The organism is Cupriavidus pauculus (assembly GCF_002858765.1).
Classification (GTDB): domain Bacteria; phylum Pseudomonadota; class Gammaproteobacteria; order Burkholderiales; family Burkholderiaceae; genus Cupriavidus; species Cupriavidus pauculus_B.
In genome coordinates this window covers 60929-78638 of the sequence record NZ_PJRP01000012.1, presented here as the reverse complement: position 1 = coordinate 78638, position 17710 = coordinate 60929, and the positions used below count along the sequence as shown (strand labels likewise).

Genomic DNA, 17710 nt, shown 5'->3' with positions numbered 1-17710 from the left:
TGGCTTAGCGCGAAGAGCTGCCCGAAGTGGCGCCGCTGCCGCTGGTGCTGCCGCTCGTGCTACCGCTTGGCGCCGAACCATAGCCGCCGCCACCATAATGGCCGCTGCGCGAGCCGCCCGAATCCGTCGGGATTACGCTGCCTGAGCCGGTCACCGAGCCGGAGCCCGTGCCACTCCCGGCCGCCGTGCAGCCGCCGAGCATTGCCATCACCAGGGCCAGCGCCGCTGCCGTCGTTGTTGTCTTCCGCATGGTTTCCTCCATCGAACCGTTAATCACCCCCCTGGCCCGGGCGGAAGCGCATGGGGACTTCCCCGCTGTTACGCAAGCGCCGTTCCACGGCGCTCCTGCGCATGGCGGCGGACATTTCGTAATTCTGGATTCAGGCAACGCACCTCCGCATGGCAGTGGCTACTCACGGTTGTAAGCATTGCCCGCGCGGCGGCCGTGCATGAGTTGCTTACTTCAAAAACGCCGACGGCCGCACGCGTAACGCGATCTTGCCGAACCCGTCACCCGATTCCACGTCGTGGATTCGCGTTTGATTCAGCGCAAAGCGAATAGCAATATCGCCAAACCCACGTGATGGACGGACTACTATCGATGACGTTGGCGTGCCCCAACACCTCGCACGCCGGCGCATTCGCTATGGCCAAGAAATTTCCGATTCATCCGAAGCATCCCGAGCGCATCTGCTGGGGCTGCGACAAATACTGCTCGGTCGATGCCATGGGCTGCGGCAATGGCTCCAGCCGAACGCAGCATCCGATGGAACTGCTGGGCGACGACTGGTACGAACACGGCGACTGGGGCATCGAAGTCGACGATGCCCCAGGCGCCGCGCCAACGCCCGTACCCGCCGAAGCCGCGACCTGAGGTACTGCCCCTGGGTCAGCCACGGGTGTCGACAGGCGGCGCGGCTCAGCCCTCCCGCTGCAGATACCCCTCCGCCAGCGCCACCCAGCATGCCGCACCGAGCGGAATCAGCGCGTCATTGAAGTCGTAGCCGTCGTTGTGGACCGAGCAGCCCACCCACTGCCCCGTGCCGTTGCCCAGCACGAAGTAGCAGCCGGGCACCTTTTCCAGCATCCACGCGAAGTCCTCGCTGCCCATCTGCGTGGACGGCGGCACCTGGATCACCTTGTCGTCGCCCAGCACGGTGGCCACCGCCGCCCACGCGATGGCACTCTCCGCCGCCGTGTTGCAGATGGCCGGCACCAAATGCCGGTAGTCGATCTCGGCCGCCACGCCGCATGACGCGGCCTGGTGCGTCACCACTTCCCGTATCCGGTCCTCCAGCAGCTTGCGCACTTCAGGCTTGGTCGCCCGCACGCTGAGCTTGAGCGTAGCGGTCTCCGGGATGATGTTGTACGTGGTGCCCGCCTCGATCTGGCCGACGCTGATGACGGCGGCGTCCACCGGGGCCACGTTGCGCGCCACGATGCCCTGCAGCGCCACCACCGCCTGCGCCAGCGCCAGCGTGGGATCGGCCGCTCGGTGCGGAATCGCCCCGTGGCCGCCCTTGCCGCGAAACGTCACCGTGACGCGGTCGGACGATCCGCCTTGCGGGCCGGGCTGTACCACGGCCATGCCCACCGGCAGGCCGGGCGCGTTGTGGTACGCGTAGATGGCATCGCACGGAAAGCGTTCAAAAAGGCCGTCCTCCATCATCGCCAGCGCGCCGGTCATGCCTTCCTCGTCGGGCTGGAAGATCAGGTTCAGCGTGCCATCGAAGTGTCGCGTGGCGGCCAGGTATTCGGCGGCGGCCAGTAGCGTGGCCGTGTGGCCGTCGTGGCCGCAGGCATGCATGCGGCCCGGCACCTGGCTCTGGTATGGCAGGCCGGTGCGCTCGTGCAGCGGCAGGGCGTCCATGTCGGCACGGATGCCAATACGGCGTGGGCCGTCGCCCACCTTGAGCTGCGCGACGATGCCATGGCCGCCCACGCCGGTGTGGACGTCATAGCCCCACTCGCGCAGCAGCCCCGCCACGATGCCGGCGGTACGCGGCACTTCGGCGCCCAGTTCGGGGTGGGCATGGATGCCGTGGCGCAACTCGGCAAAGCGTTCGGCCGATGCGGCCAGTGCCGCGCGGGCGGCGTTCGGAAGATGGGTCGTCATGATGAGGTTCACTCGCGGCCGGGATGGCTGGGAAACAGCAGGAGTGCGGCAAAGCTGATGGCCGATGCGCAGAACAGGTAGCCCGCCGGCGCCATGCGGCTGCCGGTGGTGGCGATCAGCCAGGTGACGATCAGCGGCGCAAACCCGCCGAACACCGTCACACCCACGCTGTACATGATCGACATGCCGGTGGCGCGGTGATGGCGCGGCAGGGCCTCCATCATCATCGCGGCGCCCGCGCCGCTGCCCACCGAGCCGATGGTGACCGACAGCGCGATGCAGCACAGCGTCAGCGGCAGGCCTGGCCCCGACGACAGCAGCGCAAAGTTGGGCAGCATCACGCAGAGCGACAGGATGCTGTTGGCGATCAGCAGCGGCTTGCGGCGCGGCAGCCGGTCGGCCAGCCGGCCGAACAGCGGTGCCATCACCAGCATCGTCAGCCCGGCCACGCAGGCGGCCAGGAACGCCGTCACCTGCGGCATATGCACCGTGTTGACCAGGTACGTCGGCATGTAGAACACCATGATGTACATCGACGACGTGCTGCTGGTCATCAGGAACACCCCGAGCAGCAGCGTGCGGCCATGCTAGCGCACCACGGCGCGCAGGCTGGCGTGGGCGCGGCTCTCGGTGTGCGTTTCTTCCAGATGGCGGCGGATGTAGATGCCTACCGGCGCGATCAACAGCCCGACCATGAACGGCACGCGCCAGCCCCACGACTGCAGCGCCTCGGGGCTCAGCGTGGCCGATACCGCCGCGCCGGTGAGCGCGCCCAGCAGGGCCGCCGCGCCCTGCGTGGCAGCCTGCCAGCTCACCAGGAAGCAGCGGCGATCCTGGGTGGCCGATTCCATCAGCAGCGCCGACGCCGCACCCACTTCGCCGCCGGCAGACAGCCCCTGCAGCAACCGCCCCAGCACGACCAGCACCGTGGCGGCCACGCCGATGGTGGCGTACGACGGCGTAAAGGCGATCAGCGCCGTGCCGGCCGTCATCAACCCGATGGTCAGCGTCAGCGCGGCCTTGCGCCCGCGCCGGTCGGCCATGCTGCCGATCAGCACCGCACCCAGTGGACGCATCACAAAGCCCGCGCCAAACGTGGCGAACGACAGCAGCAGCGACGCCATCGGACTGCTGGCCGGAAAGAATAGCCGGCCGATGGTGGCGGCAAAAAAGCTGTAGACCGTGAAGTCGTAGATCTCCAGGCCGTTACCGATGGCGGCGGCGATCACGGCCCGGTGCCGGGCGGGGCCGCGGGCGGCGGATGTAGCGGGGGTGGCTGGGGTGACGGCGGGCAGGACAACATCCGCTGCGGCATCGCTGCGCAGCGGCATACTGGCTTCGTTCATGGGGCTCCTCGTGGTGGTGCGTCCGGAGCGGTCATCGATATGCCGCTCTTTTTATTTGGGTTGTGCTGTCCGGACGATCTTAGGAGGGGCCTACCCGCAAAGCACGCCGCTTTTTTTCATGGGTATGAACGTTGGTAATCACCGGCCCGGGCGCTCAGGTGCCGGGAAAGTCCTCGCGCAGCGCCGCCAGCAGCGCGTCGTGCAGGCGCGACGCGGCCAGTGTCAGCGTGTGACGGTCGCGTGTGACCAGCGAGATGGTGCGCTCCGGCACCGGTTCGGCGATCTCGACGAAATCCATGGTCTGCACCAGGAAGCGGCTGCGGCGCGACTCTTCGGAAAGCAGCAGCAGCACATCGCCAAGTCGGCTCATTTCCAGCGCGAGCGTCATCGAATTGCACTCCACCACGCGCGCGGGAAGGTCCAGCCCGTTGGCGCTGAAGAGTTGGTGCAACGGTGTGTGGGGGTCGGAGAGCGGGTCGAGCACCATCCAGTCGGCCTGGACCAGTTCGGCAAGCGAAGTCGCGCCGCGCAGCGGATGCCCCTTGCGGCCGGCGATCAGCGTGGGCACCCGGCACGCCTGCGTGCAATCGAGCGCACGGTCCACGGGCAGCGATTGCGAGGTCAGCGCAAAGTCCAGCGTGCCTTCACGCACCTGCTCCAGAAGCTGGGCGGGCCGCATTTCGAGGATGCGCAGCCGGGCATGCGGAAAATCGGCACGGAACGCGGTCAGGCAGGCGCCCACGGATCGCAGCAGCGCGCTGACGGGCGTGACGCCCACCACGATGTCGCTGACCACCGTGCCCTTCATGTCTTCCAGATCCTGGCGCGCGCGGCGCACGTTCTCGCTGATGAGCCGCGCGTGGGCGACCAGCCGCTGACCATGGGGGGTCAGTTGCACACCCTTGCTGGTGCGCACGAACAGCGTGGCGCCGACGCTCGTTTCCAGTTCCTTGATGGCCTTGCTCAACGCCGGCTGGGTGACATACAGCAGGCGCGAGGCCTCCTGGATGCTGCCGGTTTCGGAGACGGCGGCCAGCGCGCGCAGCTGATGGAGCTTCATGACGGGCGTTCCGGGGGACACGCCGCACGGCTGGCGGCGGAAAGCGGCCATTCTAGGCGCGTCCCGGTGATCCCTCAATACGGGGACGCCCCGGCGTCCCCGTGGTCAAACGTGGGCCGGCCCCTGTCGCCTGTTTCGGCTATATCAATAGCCGTAGTACTGCTGCGGCGGGGCGTACCGCACCGGTGCCGGACGGCCGCACGGCACGTAGCCGCCCTGGTAGTCGCTATAGCAGTAGCCCGGCGGCACGGCCGGCGCGGCATAGGCCACCGGCTGCGGCGGCGCATAGACCGGCGCCGGCGCGGCGTAGACCGGCTGGCTGCTGGCCACCAGCGCCCCCAGGGCCAGGCCTGCCACGGCAGCCACCGCAATGGCGGCACCTGCCGAAGATCCGCCACCGCCACGGTGATAGCGGTCGTGGGCCGAGGCCGTCCCGGCGACCAGCATGGCGGCACTCAGGACAGCGATACCGGTGTAACGAATCGACTTGCGCATCTTTCACTCCTTCAGTCGGGCCAACGTTGGCCCTCTCTACGGAATGCATGATGGACGCCCGATGATTACAGTGGGTTACGCCGTCGTGAGCAGATGTAAGCGCCGGGCGACATCGCCACCCGCCGGACGGCCTGCCCACACGTGCACATCGCCGTTTCTTGAATTTGGCGTTACAACTTCCTGCGGCCTTGCTTGCGCCCCCTGCGTCCTTCCTTGCGCCGTCCCCGGGAAACGCCGGTTGACAGCCTGTCGGCGCATGCAAATACTCCACCTCGCAACGCGTCAGTGCCTGCGCGAATACCCCCTGAAGCGGTGCGGTTTTGGCAATGTCGAGACAACTTCAACCTGGGACGACCATGATGACTCGCCGCCTGCCGGGGCTTTCCGGCCTGCATTCCTGGGCACGGCCATGGCTGCTGGCCAGCGCCAGCGCGCTGCTCACCGCCTGCGCCACCAGCGCTTCAAATCCGCCAGTGCCGGCGCAGCCGGCCGCCCCGTCCACCACCACGGCGCCGATGGCCGCAGGCAAGACCGAAGTGCTCTGGCTTGGCCAGTCGGCCGTGCGCATCACCACGCCGGGCGGCAAGGTCATCGTCGTCGACCCCTGGCTGACCGGCAACCCCAAGACCCCCGCCGCCTACAAGCAGCTGTCCGCGCTGGGCAAGGTCGACCTGATCCTGGTCACGCACGCGCACGGCGACCACCTGGGCGATGCCGTCGCCCTGGCCAAACTCAACAATGCACCGCTGTGGAATGCCGGCGGCCTGAGCCAGCAGCTGATTACGCTGGGACAGTTGCCGGCCAGCCAGGCCATGCGCTTCGGCAAGAGCGGCACCATCACGCCGCTGGGCGATACGGGCCCGAAGATCACGGCCGTGCACGCCGAGCATTCGTCGGAGCTGGTCTGGAAGAACCCCGCCACCGGCAAGGATGAAACCCACTACGGCGGCGAGCCCGTGGGCTACATCATCGAGATGGAGAACGGCTTCAAGATCTGGCACATGGGCGATACCGGGCTCTTCGGCGACATGATGATGGTGGCCGACCGCTACAAGCCCGACCTAGTGATGATCCCGATCGGCGGCCACTTCACAATGGGGCCGCAGGACGCCGCCATCGCGCTGCGCGACTTCATCCGGCCCAAGTACGCGATCCCCATGCACTACGGCACCAGCCCGATGCTGCGCGGCACGCCGGCGGAACTGAAGACGGCGCTCGGTACGTCCGCCGCCACGTCGGTCATCGTACCGGAGCCCGGGCAGAAGGTGGATTTTTGAGGCGTGCACCGGCCCCGGAAAAGAAAAAAACCCGCCAAGGCGGGTTTTTTCATGTCGATGTGACGGGCGGCTTGTGATACCGCCCGACCGCCGTTACTGCGGGCGGCTCACCGAGATATCGTAGAACAGCAGACTGTTGTCGAGGCTGATCATCGCGCCTACGCCGGTCGTACCGAGCGTCAGCGAGATGCCTTTGCGGGACAGATTGTCGCCCGCGCGATAACGCAGGCCGATGCTCGGCGAATTTTGCGTCCAGGTGTCAACCCGCCCATCGCTGACACGCTTGCGCGTGTAGCTACCCGCCAACGTATCCACGCTCTGGATCACCGTCGATTCCTCGGCCATCACGGCGCTCAGGTTCTGGTACGTCACCACATCCCAGTACGCATTGGTCGAACCCACCGTCGGCATCGGACGCACCACCTGCTTGGTGGCGATGATCAGGCCGTTCGCCGAAGACACCACGGCAACCACGGTGCCATCGGTGTCCTTGAAGGCGGCCACGGGGGCGGTGCCGCTCGGGTCCGTCAGCGTGTAGTCGCCATGCGCGTTCTGGGTCAGCACCGGCAGGTCAGCCTGCGCCCAGGGAGAGCACGTCGTGCTTACGCCCGCGCAGTCGGCACCGGCGGTGAACTGTCCGGACGCGTTGATCGTGAACGTGCCGCGGGTCGGGTAGAACGCCTGGCCGGGCGCGGCGCGCTCGAAGCCCACCGCGTTCCACTTGCCTGCCAGCTCCGACATCGACAGCTGCTGCGCCGGCACCATCAGCGCCGGCAGTTGCCACGTGGACAGGTTGCGCATCAGTGCCAGGCCCGAACGCGACACCATCACGTCGTTGACGACACCATTGCCCGTGGCGATGTAGCGGCAAGCCTCGCCCTGGTAGGGCATGAACGGCGACTTGGCCGTGACATTGCCCAGGCTGTCCAGCGTGCTCAGCTGGGCCGTGGCCGTGTCATAGCGCACGCGGCTGAAGCCACCCTGGCCGGCCACGAAGAACTCGCCTGCCGTCTTCATGACGTTGCAGGTTTCGGCGCCCGGCTGCAGCTTGCCTGCCACGTTGCCGTTCGCGCCCACGGCGGCGGACAGGTCGCCCACCGAAGTGCGGGCGGCTGCCAGGCGGGCAGCCAGCTTGTCCAGAAGCTGGTCAAGGGCGTTGCCGGCCTGGCCGCTGGTTGCGGCGACGAGCGGATCCTTGATCGGGTTGAGGTTGCCCAGGTCGATGCTGCCGCTGAGCAGTTGCTTGACGAGGGCCAGCGCCGTCGCCAGGTTGGCCTCGGTCAGGCGCGCCTGGGAGGCGGCGTCGAGCGTGGCGAACTGGGCGGTGCTGCCCTGGGCCAGGGCGGCCGTGATCAGCTCGGTCAGCGGCGTGATATTGGCCACGATATCGGATGCACTGCCGGCTGGTACCACCGAATGCAGCGTCGAACCGTCCGGCGCCGCGACCGACAGCACGCACGGCCGGACGGCATCGGCGATGCTCACCTTGAAGGTACCGTCGGCTGCCGTGGTGGCAGTGCCGGAGCCCCGCGCGCACTTTGCCGTCACGTTGATCGCCGGCAGCGCGGCGCCTACCGCCACAGTACCGCTGATATTTGAAGTCGCCTGGGGCGTTGCGCTCGGCGCCGCGCTATCTCCGCCGCCACCGCCGCACGCCGTCAGTACGACAGCGGCCAGACCCGTCAAAAGAAGTCTCGATTTCATCCCTGTTGTCTCTTGTTTGGTTGGTTATTCCGTTGCGCGTGCCCGGGAAATCCGACCCCAGGCCCCGCTGCTGGCACGCGCAGGCCTGGCACGCGATTGACGCAATGCCAGGCGGCGTGGAGTGTCTATCACGCGTCTTGGACCGGATAACCCCCGGCAGGGGCATTGACAGATGACAAATTTGTAATATTTGTCATACCAAACCGATACATGAGCAGGCGGCATCCCGGAAAGCCGCGCCCCAAGCGGCCGTGCCTGCGGCCCCGGCAGGCAGGGGCTGGCCGCGTTCGGCGACGGCGGGACGCTGGTCGGCGCAATGGCCAGGCGTCAGGTTGTGGATGCGCAACGCACCCGCCACTTGTGTCCGCCCACGGGATCGGCGGCCAGCCCGCGAATGTGATGAATTCACCGCCCGCAGGCCCGCCTTGCCGCGCTTGAAACGCCCCGTTGGGGGCGCATGCAGGCGCGAATGCCGCCTCCCGCGCCGTCTGCGCGGTAACCGACAGCCGCCGCCATCACACGCCCGCACCGCACATAGCGAAAACGCCACTACTGCCTATACTCGTCCTTGTCCTCGCTGAAAGTCCATGACCGGACGGCGGTCCGGTCCCAGGAGGTGTACCCATGGTTACGATGAACCGCCGACAGTTCCTGAAGTTCACGGGAGCGTCGCTGGCGGGATCGAGCCTGGCGCTGATCGGGTTCGCACCCGATGTGGCGCTGGCGGAGGTGCGTGCCTACAAGCTGGCGCGCACCACCGAGACCCGCAATACATGTCCCTACTGCTCGGTGGCGTGTGGCCTGCTGATGTACAGCCTTGGCGACAACGCCAAGAACGCAAAGGCCAGCATCATCCATATCGAGGGCGACCCCGATCACCCGGTGAACCGCGGCACGCTGTGCCCCAAGGGTGCCGGCCTGATCGACTTCATCCACAGTCCCAACCGCCTGCAATACCCCGAGTACCGCGCGCCGGGCTCGGACAAGTGGCAGCGCATGACATGGGACGACGCGCTGGACCGCATCGCCAAGCTGATGAAGCAGGACCGCGACGCCAACTTCATCGAGAAGAACGAGCAAGGCACCACGGTCAACCGCTGGCTCAGTACCGCGATGCTGGCGGCGTCCGCCAGCAGCAACGAGGTGGGTTACATCACGCACAAGACTGTCCGCAGTCTTGGCATGCTGGGATTCGACAACCAGGCACGTGTCTGACACGGCCCGACGGTGGCAGGTCTTGCCCCGACGTTTGGCCGTGGCGCGATGACGAACCATTGGGTCGACATCAAGAACGCGGACGTTGTGCTGATCATGGGCGGCAATGCCGCCGAGGCACACCCGTGCGGTTTCAAGTGGGTTACCGAGGCCAAGGCGCACAACAAGGCGCGGCTGATCGTGGTGGACCCGCGCTTCACGCGGTCGGCATCGGTGGCGGACTACTACGTGCAGATCCGCACGGGCACGGACATCGTGTTCCTGGGCGGCGTCATCCGCTGGCTGCTGGAAAACGACAAGATCCAGCACGAGTACGTGAAGAACTACACGGACATGTCGTTCATCGTCCGTGAGGACTACCAGTTCAAGGACGGCATCTTCTCGGGCTACGACGCCGAGAAGCGCAACTACCTCAAGGAGACCTGGGACTGGGAGATGGGTGGCGACGGCTTCGTCAAGACCGACCCCACGCTGGCCCACCCGCGCTGCGTCTACAACCTGCTGAAGGCCCACTACGCGCGCTATACGCCCGAGATGGTGGAGCGCGTCTGCGGCACGCCGCAGGACCGGTTCCTGAAGGTCTGCGAGATGATGGCGTCGACGGCCACGCCCGACCGCGCCATGACGATCATGTACGCGCTGGGCTGGACGCAGCACTCGATCGGCTCGCAGATGATCCGCACCGGCGCCATGGTGCAGCTGCTGCTGGGCAATATCGGCATCGCCGGCGGCGGCATGAACGCGCTGCGCGGGCACTCGAACATCCAGGGCCTGACCGACCTGGGCCTGATGACGAACCTGCTGCCCGGCTACCTGACGCTGCCGTCCGACCCCGAGGTGGACTACGACAAGTACATCGAGGCCCGATCGTTCAAGCCGCTGCGGCCCAACCAGCTCAGCTACTGGCAGAACTACGGCAAGTTCCACGTGAGCCTGATGAAGGCCTGGTGGGGGCCGGCCGCCACGAAGGACAACAACTGGGCGTTCGACTACCTGCCCAAGCTCGACAAGCCGTACGACATGCTGCAGGTGTTCGAGTTGATGAACGCCGGGCGCATCAATGGCTACATCCTCCAGGGCTTCAACCCGCTGGCGGCGGCCCCCAACAAGGCCAAGCTGCTGAAGGGCCTGAGCCAGCTCAAGTTTATGGTGGTAATGGACCCGCTGGCCACCGAGACCAGCGAATTCTGGCGAAATTACGGCGAGTCGAACAACGTCGATCCGAAGACGATCCAGACCGAGGTGTTCCGCCTGCCCACCACCTGCTTTGCCGAGGAAAACGGCGCGCTGGTCAATTCGTCGCGCTGGCTGCAATGGCACTGGCAGGGCGCCGATCCGCCGGGCGAGGCGCGCAGCGACATCGAGATCATGTCGGCCTTGTGGCTGCGCATCCGCGCGATGTACCAGAAGGAAGGCGGCAAGTATCCCGACCCGATCGTCAACCTGTGGTGGCCCTATGCGGTGCCGCACTCTCCCTCACCCGAGGAACTGGCCAAGGAGTATTCGGGCAAGGCGCTGACCGACCTGGTGGACCCGAAGGATTCGACCAAGGTGGTGCGCAAGGCCGGCGAGCAGCTCAGCAGCTTTGGCGAACTGCAGGCCGACGGCAGCACCATGAGCGGCTGCTGGATCTACTGCGGGTCGTGGACGCAGGCCGGCAACCAGATGGCCAAGCGCGACAACAGCGACCCCACCGGCATCGGCCAGAACCTGAACTGGTCGTGGGCCTGGCCGGCCAACCGCCGCGTGCTGTACAACCGCGCATCGTGCGACGTGAGCGGCAAGCCGTTCAATCCGGCGCGCAAGCTGGTCGCGTGGAACGGCAAGAGCTGGACCGGCTTCGACACGCCCGACTTCAAGCTCGATGAAGACCCGGCCAACGGCATGGGCCCGTTCATCATGCAGGCCGAAGGGGTGGCGCGGTTCTTTGCGCGGCAGAACATGGTGGAGGGGCCGTTCCCCGAGCACTACGAGCCGTTCGAGAACCCGCTGGGCTACAACCCGCTCAACGGCAAGGACTCCAAGGTCGTCAGCAACCCGGCGGCGCGCGTGTTCAAGGACGACTGGGCGCAGTTCGGCAAGCCCGATGCCTATCCGGTCATCGCCACCACGTACCGCCTGACCGAGCATTTCCACTACTGGACCAAGCACGCGCGCATCAACGCGATCCTGCAGCCGGAACAGTTCGTGGAGATCGGCGAGGAACTGGCGAAGCAGGTGGGCGTGAAGGCGGGCGACCGCGTCAAGGTGACGTCGATGCGCGGCTACATCCGCGCTGTGGCGTTGGTGACCAAGCGGATCAAGCCGTTCAAGATCGATGGCAAGACCGTGCATATGGTGGGCATTCCGCTGCACTGGGGCTTTACCGGGCTGACCAAGCCGGGCTTCCTGGCCAACACGCTGACGCCGTTCGTGGGCGACGGCAACACCCAGACGCCCGAGTTCAAGTCGTTCATGGTCAAGGTCGAACGGGCATAGGAGACAGACATGGCACTGCAGTCTCTGGATATCGTGCGCCGGTCGGCCACCACCACGCCGTCGCCCAGCGTGCGCGAGCCGGTCACCGGCAGCGTGGCCAAGCTGGTCGACACCACCAAGTGCATCGGCTGCAAGGCCTGCCAGGCCGCATGCATGGAGTGGAACGACCTGCGCGGCGATGTGGGCGTCAACGTGGGCGTCTATGACAACCCGTCCGACCTGGACGAGCATACGTGGACACTGATGCGGTTTGCCGAGTACGAGAACCCGAACGGCAACCTCGAATGGCTGATCCGCAAGGATGGCTGCATGCACTGCGAGGACCCCGGCTGCCTGAAGGCCTGCCCGTCGCCGGGGGCCATCGTGCAGTACGCGAACGGCATCGTCGACTTTCACGAGGAAAACTGCATCGGCTGCGGCTATTGCATCACCGGCTGCCCGTTCAATATCCCGCGCATCTCCAAGCAGGACCACAAGGCCTACAAGTGCACGCTGTGCTCTGACCGCGTGGCCGTGGGCCAGGAGCCGGCCTGCGTGAAGACCTGCCCGACCGGCGCCATCGTGTTCGGCACCAAGACCGACATGATTGCCCATGCCGAGGAACGCATCGTCGACCTGAAGTCGCGCGGGTTCGAGAAGGCCGGCCTGTACAACCCGGCCGGCGTGTCGGGCACCCATGTGATGTACGTGCTGCACCATGCCGACCAGCCGAGCCTGTACCACGGGCTGCCCGACGATCCGCATATCAGCCCGCTGGTGAGCCTGTGGAAGGGCCTGGCCAAGCCGCTGGCCGTGGCCGGCATGGCCATCGCGGCGCTGGCCGGCTTCTTCCACTACATCCGCGTGGGCCCGAACGAGACCGGCCCCGAGGACGAAGCGGCGGCCGAGGACGAGATCGTGCGCTGGGGCCGCGACAACCCCAGGCCGCGCGGCACGCCTGACGAAGTGGTGCCACCCGAGGAGGCACGCGATGAGAATCGATAAGCGCCGCGAGGCAACCATCCGCCGCTACAGCGCGGGCGAACGCACCAACCACTGGATCGTCGCGCTGACGTTCGTGCTGCTGGCGCTGTCCGGGCTGGCACTGTTCCATCCGTCGATGTTCTGGATGAGCGCGCTGTTCGGGGGCGGCACCTGGACGCGCATCCTGCACCCGTTCCTGGGCGTGGTGATGTTCGTGGCCTTCCTGATCCTGGCCGTGAAGTTCTGGCATCACAACCTGATGACCTGGAGCGACCGCGAATGGCTGCGCCACGGACGCGAGGTACTGACCAACCACGAGGAAAACCTGCCCGACGTGGGCCGCTACAACGCCGGCCAGAAGCTGCTGTTCTTCCTGATGGTGGCTTGCCTGGTGCTGTTGCTGCTAAGCGGCATCGTCATCTGGCGCACCTACTTCTCGGCGTTCTTCCCGATCTGGGCCCTGCGGGTGGCGTCGGTGGTGCATGCCGTTTGCGCCTTCGCGCTGATTTGCGGCATCATTGTCCACATCTATGCAGCCGTATGGGTCAAGGGTTCCGTGCAGGCCATGACGCGCGGAACGGTCACGCCCGGTTGGGCGTGGAAACATCATCGCGCGTGGTTCCGGGAGAACTTCCGGCCAGGCGACAAATAGCGGGCCGGTGGCGTAAGCCGATACGCCAGACAAGCCGGACTGCCAAGGGATGACGACTGATGGTGCAGCGCATTCTGGAGCCGGCGGAAATCGAATCGATCGACCACATCGCCATCGCGCGTGTGCGTTTGCCCGACCTTGCCGAAATTTTCACCGCGCGGGCCCAGCGGCTACGCCAGCTGGCGCCCGGCAATCCGATCGGCCCTTACCTGCTGCTGATGGCCACGGTCGCCGATGCGCAGCATGTGGTGGCCCAGTCGCTCGCCCAGTCTCCCGATTTCGCACCGCTTTCCCCCGAAGCCATCAACCGCGCCGGCGAACACTGCATGCCACTGCTGCCCGCGCAGGACGCCGGCGCGCCGCACGCCGCCGCCGCGCTGTTCGAGCGGCTCGCCACCACTGCCCCCGAACTCGCTGCCCCGCTGGCCACCCTGCACGCGATGCCGGCCGATGCGCTGGCCCACGCCGTGCAGGCGCTGCTGGGGCTGCTCCCCGCCGGCGACCACCCCATCGACACCACCATCGCGCCGCTGCTGATGGCGGCCCTGCAACTGGATCGCACCGTGTTGGCTAGCCAGCTGCGCGAGAAGGACATGCCGATGCTCGACGTCCACACGGTCTGCCCGGTCTGCGGCACACTGCCGGTGGCCAGCATCGTGCGCATCGGCGGACGCTACCAGGGGCTGCGCTACCTGCACTGCGGCCTGTGCGCCACCGAATGGCACATGGTGCGCGTAAAGTGCAGCCACTGCGAAACCACCGAGGGCATCAGCTACTACGCCGTCGAAGGCCAGGGCGACGCGCTCAAGGCCGAAACCTGCGACCAGTGCCACCACTACCGCAAGATCGCCTACATGGAGAAGGACCCGATGGTCGAGCCGCTGGCCGACGACCTGGCCTCCCTGGCGCTCGACGTGATGATGGGCGAAGCGGGCTACGGCCGCGCCAACGGCAATCCGCTGCTGTGGCTGGCCGATGACGACGAAGACGGCGACGACGGCGGCGTGGAGATGGTGGGGGTTCGTGGATGAACGACACCGTGTCGATGCCCGCCCGCCCCGCCGACATCCCTTCGGTCGACCGCGTGCTGCGGTTGCCAGGCCTGCAGCCGTTGCTGGACCGATACGGCCGCGTGCCGGCCACCAGCGCCCTGCGCCGCCTGCTCGATATGCTGCGCGCCCAGGCCGTGACTGGGCAGCTTACGCGCCAGGCCATCGGCGACGACGCCCTGTGCGCCGCCCTGGCCACGCAACTGGCCCGCGACGCCCAGCCGCGCCTGCGCGCCGTATTCAACCTGACCGGCACCGTGCTGCACACCAACCTGGGCCGGGCGCTGCTGCCCGATAGCGCGGTGCAGGCCGTGATGCGCGCCATGACCACGCCGGCCAATCTCGAATTCGATCTCGGCACGGGTGGCCGTGGCGACCGCGACGACCTGGTCGACGACCTGCTGTGCGAACTGACCGGCGCCCAGGCCGCCACGGTGGTCAACAACAACGCGGCGGCCGTGCTGCTGATGCTGAACACGCTGGCACAACGCCGCGAGGTGGTGGTGTCGCGCGGCGAACTGGTGGAAATCGGCGGCGCCTTCCGGATTCCCGATGTCATGCAGCGCGCCGGCGTCAAGCTGGTGGAGATCGGCACGACCAACCGCACGCATCCGCACGACTACGCCAACGCCGTTGGCGCGCGCACGGCGCTGTTGATGAAGGTGCATTGCAGCAACTACGAAATCACCGGCTTCACGCGCAGCGTGGAAGTGGCCGAGGTGGCGCGCATCGCGCAGCCGCTAGGCCTGCCGGTGGTGGTGGATCTGGGCAGCGGCACGCTGAGCGATCTCACGCAATGGGGCCTGCCGCGCGAGACCACGGTGCGCGACACCATCGCCGCAGGCGCCGACCTGGTCACGTTCAGCGGCGACAAGCTGCTGGGCGGCCCGCAGGCGGGCCTGATCGTGGGCCGTGCCGACCTCATCGCGAAGATCAAGAAAAACCCGCTCAAGCGCGCGCTGCGCGTGGGCAAGCTCACGCTGGCCGCGCTGGAGCCGGTGCTGCGGCTGTATCGCGATCCGGACACGCTGGCGCAATCCCTGCCCACGCTGCGCCTGCTGACGCGGCCCGCCAGCGAGATGGCGTCGATGGCCGACCGCCTGCTGCCCTGGCTGCAGGCGCCGCTGGGCGATGGCTGGCAAGTGGCGGCAGTCGCCATGGTCAGCCAGATCGGCAGTGGTGCGATGCCCGGCGGGCAGCTGGCCAGCTTCGGGCTGGTGATCGGCCCGCGCGACGCCGGCAAGCGTAGCGGCCGGCGCCTGCAGCAACTGGAAGCCGCGCTGCGCGCGCTGCCGCGCCCCGTGATCGGCCGCGTCAGCGAAAACGCGCTGTGGCTAGACCTGCGCTGCCTGGAAGCCGCCGACGAAGCCGCGTTCACAGCCCAGTGGCCCTTGCTGGCGGAGGCGCTGCGCTTATGATCGTAGGCACGGCCGGACATATCGACCACGGCAAGACCACGCTGGTGCGCGCGCTGACCGGCGTCGATACCGATCGGCTCAAGGAAGAGAAGGCGCGCGGCATCTCGATCGAACTGGGGTACGCCTACACGCCGCTGCCCGATGGCGATGTACTGGGCTATATCGACGTGCCGGGCCACGAACGCCTGATTCATACGATGGCGGCCGGGGCCAGCGGCATCGACCTGGCGCTGCTGGTGGTGGCCGCCGACGACGGCGTCATGCCGCAGACACGCGAGCACCTGACCATCGTCGAACGCCTGGGCGTGCCGCGTGCCGTGGTGGCGCTGACCAAGGCCGACCGGGCCGACGCCACGCAACTGGCTAGCGTGCGCGGCGAGATCGAGGCACTGCTGGCCGGCACCCCCTATGAGGGGTCCGACGTGTTCCCGCTCAACGCCACCGACGATGCCGACCCGGGCGTCGCCGCGCTGCGCACCTGGCTGCAAGACACCGCCCAGCACACGCCCGCGCACGGCGCCGGTGGCCTGTTCCGGCTGGCCGTGGACCGCGTGTTCACGCTGGGCGGCCATGGCACCGTGGTCACCGGCACCGTGTTCGGCGGCCGCGTGGCCGTGGGAGACGTGATGCAGGTGGCGCCATCGGGCCTACCCGCGCGCGTGCGCAGCATCCACGCCCAGAACCGGCCCGCCGAAGCCGGCCTGGCGGGGCAGCGTTGCGCACTGAACCTGGCCGGCATCGACAAGGCCGACATCCATCGCGGCGACTGGATCGTCGATCCCGCCTTGATGGCGCCGGTAACGCGCATCGATGTCCGGCTCGCGCTGCATCCGGGCGCCGGCTCGCGGATCGGCCACTGGTCGCCGCTGCACGTACATCTGGGCGCCGCGCATCGCGTGGCCAATGCCGTGCTGCTGGATTGCGAAGCGCTGGAGCCGGGCGGCTCCGCGCTGGCCCAGCTCGTGTTCGGCGCGCCGGTTTGCGCAGTAGCCGGCGACCGCTTCATCCTGCGCAACCCCCAGGCCACGCAGACGGTGGGCGGCGGCGTGGTGCTGGACAACGTGGCACCCGAACGGCATCGGCGCGCCCCCGGTCGGGTTCGCTGGCTGCAGGCGACGGAGCAGATGCTGGACGGTGCGGGCATCCTGCCGTTGCTGGACAACGCGCCGCACGGCGTTGCCGAGGCCCGGCTGGTGCGCCTGATGGGCCTGCCGGCCAGCGCCATGACGTTACCACCCGATGTGCAGCGGATCGGCGACACACTGATTCTGTCGCGCTACCTCGATGCGCTGCGCACCGGCGTGCTGGACACGCTGAAGGCCTTCCATGCACGCATGCCCGACGAACCCGGCCTGGGCGCCGGTTCGCTGCGCCGCGTGGCATTTGCCGGCGCGTCGATTCCGGACGCACTCTGGTCCGCCCTGCTCGACACGCTGCTGCAGCAGCAGGCCGTGGAGCGTCATGGTGGATGGCTGCGCCTGCCGGGCCACGCCATCACGTTCACCGATGCCGAACAGGCGCTGGCCGCGCAGCTGCTGCCGCGGGTGGCGGCCGGCGGCTTCGATCCCCCCTGGGTACGCGAGCATGCCGTGGCCCTGAACGCACCCGAGGAGCAGGTTCGCCAGGTGCTGCGCAAGCTGGCGCGGCAGGGCGCGGTGCACCAGGTAGTGCGCGACCTGCTCTACGCCGAAGCCACCATCGAGACGCTAGCCCAGCTGTTCGGCACCATGGCCGCCGCGCAGGGGCATGTGGAAGTGATTGCGTTTCGCGATGCCGTGGGGCTGGGCCGCAAGCGCACGATCCAGATTCTGGAGTTCTTCGATCGCGCGGGATACACTCGCCGCGTATGCAATGCGCGCATGTTGCGCCCCGATAGCGAATGGCGTCCGCTGGCCACGCCTGCCCGGCCAGCGCCGTCATAGATCCATAGATCCTGC

The 17710-nt window shown here is 67.4% G+C and carries 13 protein-coding genes and 1 pseudogene; 8 read left to right on the top strand and 6 right to left on the bottom strand.

The genetic code is table 11. The features are described 5' to 3' along the window. Positions 1–4: 4 nt before the first annotated feature. Positions 5–250: a hypothetical protein gene (locus tag CYJ10_RS22395; RefSeq protein WP_101683651.1), complete on the bottom strand. Its 246-nt coding sequence runs from the start codon at positions 248–250 to the stop codon at positions 5–7. 396 nt (positions 251–646) lie between these two features. Between CYJ10_RS22395 and CYJ10_RS22390 the strand changes: the two genes are divergently transcribed. Then, positions 647–874 (top strand): DUF3079 domain-containing protein, encoded by a 228-nt coding sequence (locus CYJ10_RS22390; RefSeq protein WP_101683650.1) that lies wholly within the window; start codon positions 647–649, stop codon positions 872–874. A gap of 45 nt (positions 875–919) precedes the next feature. Here the strand turns inward: CYJ10_RS22390 and CYJ10_RS22385 are convergent, their stop codons facing one another. The 4 genes and pseudogenes from CYJ10_RS22385 to CYJ10_RS22370 all read right to left on the bottom strand — a co-directional run bounded on the left by CYJ10_RS22385 (position 920) and on the right by CYJ10_RS22370 (position 5017). Beyond that, entirely contained in the window at positions 920–2116 is a 1197-nt protein-coding gene (locus CYJ10_RS22385; RefSeq protein WP_101683781.1) for a M20 aminoacylase family protein, read from the bottom strand. Between the two features lie 8 nt (positions 2117–2124). Continuing rightward, a pseudogene (locus tag CYJ10_RS35260) lies at positions 2125–3462 on the bottom strand (MFS transporter). A gap of 154 nt (positions 3463–3616) precedes the next feature. Then, a complete protein-coding gene (locus CYJ10_RS22375) occupies positions 3617–4522 on the bottom strand; it encodes a LysR substrate-binding domain-containing protein (protein WP_101683649.1) in 906 nt (301 codons plus the stop codon). A gap of 144 nt (positions 4523–4666) precedes the next feature. Then, the gene (locus CYJ10_RS22370; RefSeq protein WP_101683648.1) at positions 4667–5017 is read right to left on the bottom strand and encodes a mechanosensitive ion channel protein MscS; all 351 of its coding nucleotides are present in this window, start codon (positions 5015–5017) and stop codon (positions 4667–4669) included. 356 nt (positions 5018–5373) lie between these two features. Between CYJ10_RS22370 and CYJ10_RS22365 the strand changes: the two genes are divergently transcribed. Then, positions 5374–6294: a metal-dependent hydrolase gene (locus CYJ10_RS22365; RefSeq protein ID WP_374703295.1), complete on the top strand. Its 921-nt coding sequence runs from the start codon at positions 5374–5376 to the stop codon at positions 6292–6294. Positions 6295–6387: 93 nt separating this feature from the next. Here CYJ10_RS22365 and CYJ10_RS22360 read toward each other — a convergent pair whose 3' ends face one another. Next, complete coding sequence (locus CYJ10_RS22360) at positions 6388–7998, bottom strand: hypothetical protein (protein WP_101683647.1); 1611 nt, start codon at positions 7996–7998, stop codon at positions 6388–6390. Positions 7999–8622: 624 nt separating this feature from the next. Here CYJ10_RS22360 and fdnG point away from each other — a divergent pair. Genes fdnG through selB form a run of 6 tightly spaced genes read left to right on the top strand, consistent with a single transcriptional unit; the run spans position 8623 to position 17695 of the window. Further along, positions 8623–11691, top strand: coding sequence for a formate dehydrogenase-N subunit alpha (fdnG, locus tag CYJ10_RS22350; protein ID WP_146002098.1), 3069 nt, complete (start codon positions 8623–8625; stop codon positions 11689–11691). A 9-nt stretch (positions 11692–11700) separates the two neighbouring features. Beyond that, positions 11701–12675 carry a formate dehydrogenase subunit beta gene (fdxH, locus tag CYJ10_RS22345; protein ID WP_101683644.1) on the top strand — a complete coding sequence of 325 codons (975 nt, stop codon included), beginning with the start codon at positions 11701–11703 and terminating at the stop codon, positions 12673–12675. Continuing rightward, positions 12662–13306, top strand: coding sequence for a formate dehydrogenase subunit gamma (locus tag CYJ10_RS22340; RefSeq protein ID WP_066740625.1), 645 nt, complete (start codon positions 12662–12664; stop codon positions 13304–13306). Before fdxH ends, CYJ10_RS22340 begins: the two co-directional genes overlap by 14 nt. Positions 13307–13365: 59 nt before the next feature. Further along, on the top strand, positions 13366–14337 hold the full coding sequence (fdhE, locus tag CYJ10_RS22335; RefSeq protein ID WP_101683643.1) for a formate dehydrogenase accessory protein FdhE: 972 nt from the start codon (positions 13366–13368) through the stop codon (positions 14335–14337). Then, positions 14334–15773, top strand: coding sequence for an L-seryl-tRNA(Sec) selenium transferase (selA, locus tag CYJ10_RS22330; RefSeq protein WP_257993463.1), 1440 nt, complete (start codon positions 14334–14336; stop codon positions 15771–15773). The genes fdhE and selA overlap by 4 nt, the downstream gene beginning before the upstream one ends. Next, positions 15770–17695: a selenocysteine-specific translation elongation factor gene (selB, locus tag CYJ10_RS22325; protein ID WP_101683642.1), complete on the top strand. Its 1926-nt coding sequence runs from the start codon at positions 15770–15772 to the stop codon at positions 17693–17695. Before selA ends, selB begins: the two co-directional genes overlap by 4 nt. The last annotated feature ends 15 nt before the right edge of the window (positions 17696–17710 follow it).

Bases quoted from the DNA above. Each gene is read 5' to 3' on its own strand.
- fdhE (WP_101683643.1), top strand. From the start codon at position 13,366: ATGGTGCAGCGCATTCTGGAGCCGGCGGAAATCGAATCGATCGACCAC.
- selA (WP_257993463.1), top strand. From the start codon at position 14,334: ATGAACGACACCGTGTCGATGCCCGCCCGCCCCGCCGACATCCCTTCG.
- CYJ10_RS22375 (WP_101683649.1), bottom strand. From the start codon at position 4,522: ATGAAGCTCCATCAGCTGCGCGCGCTGGCCGCCGTCTCCGAAACCGGC.
- CYJ10_RS22340 (WP_066740625.1), top strand. From the start codon at position 12,662: ATGAGAATCGATAAGCGCCGCGAGGCAACCATCCGCCGCTACAGCGCG.
- CYJ10_RS22395 (WP_101683651.1), bottom strand. From the start codon at position 250: ATGCGGAAGACAACAACGACGGCAGCGGCGCTGGCCCTGGTGATGGCA.
- CYJ10_RS22360 (WP_101683647.1), bottom strand. From the start codon at position 7,998: ATGAAATCGAGACTTCTTTTGACGGGTCTGGCCGCTGTCGTACTGACG.
- CYJ10_RS22390 (WP_101683650.1), top strand. From the start codon at position 647: ATGGCCAAGAAATTTCCGATTCATCCGAAGCATCCCGAGCGCATCTGC.
- selB (WP_101683642.1), top strand. From the start codon at position 15,770: ATGATCGTAGGCACGGCCGGACATATCGACCACGGCAAGACCACGCTG.
- CYJ10_RS22370 (WP_101683648.1), bottom strand. From the start codon at position 5,017: ATGCGCAAGTCGATTCGTTACACCGGTATCGCTGTCCTGAGTGCCGCC.
- fdxH (WP_101683644.1), top strand. From the start codon at position 11,701: ATGGCACTGCAGTCTCTGGATATCGTGCGCCGGTCGGCCACCACCACG.
- CYJ10_RS22385 (WP_101683781.1), bottom strand. From the start codon at position 2,116: ATGACGACCCATCTTCCGAACGCCGCCCGCGCGGCACTGGCCGCATCG.
- CYJ10_RS22365 (WP_374703295.1), top strand. From the start codon at position 5,374: ATGATGACTCGCCGCCTGCCGGGGCTTTCCGGCCTGCATTCCTGGGCA.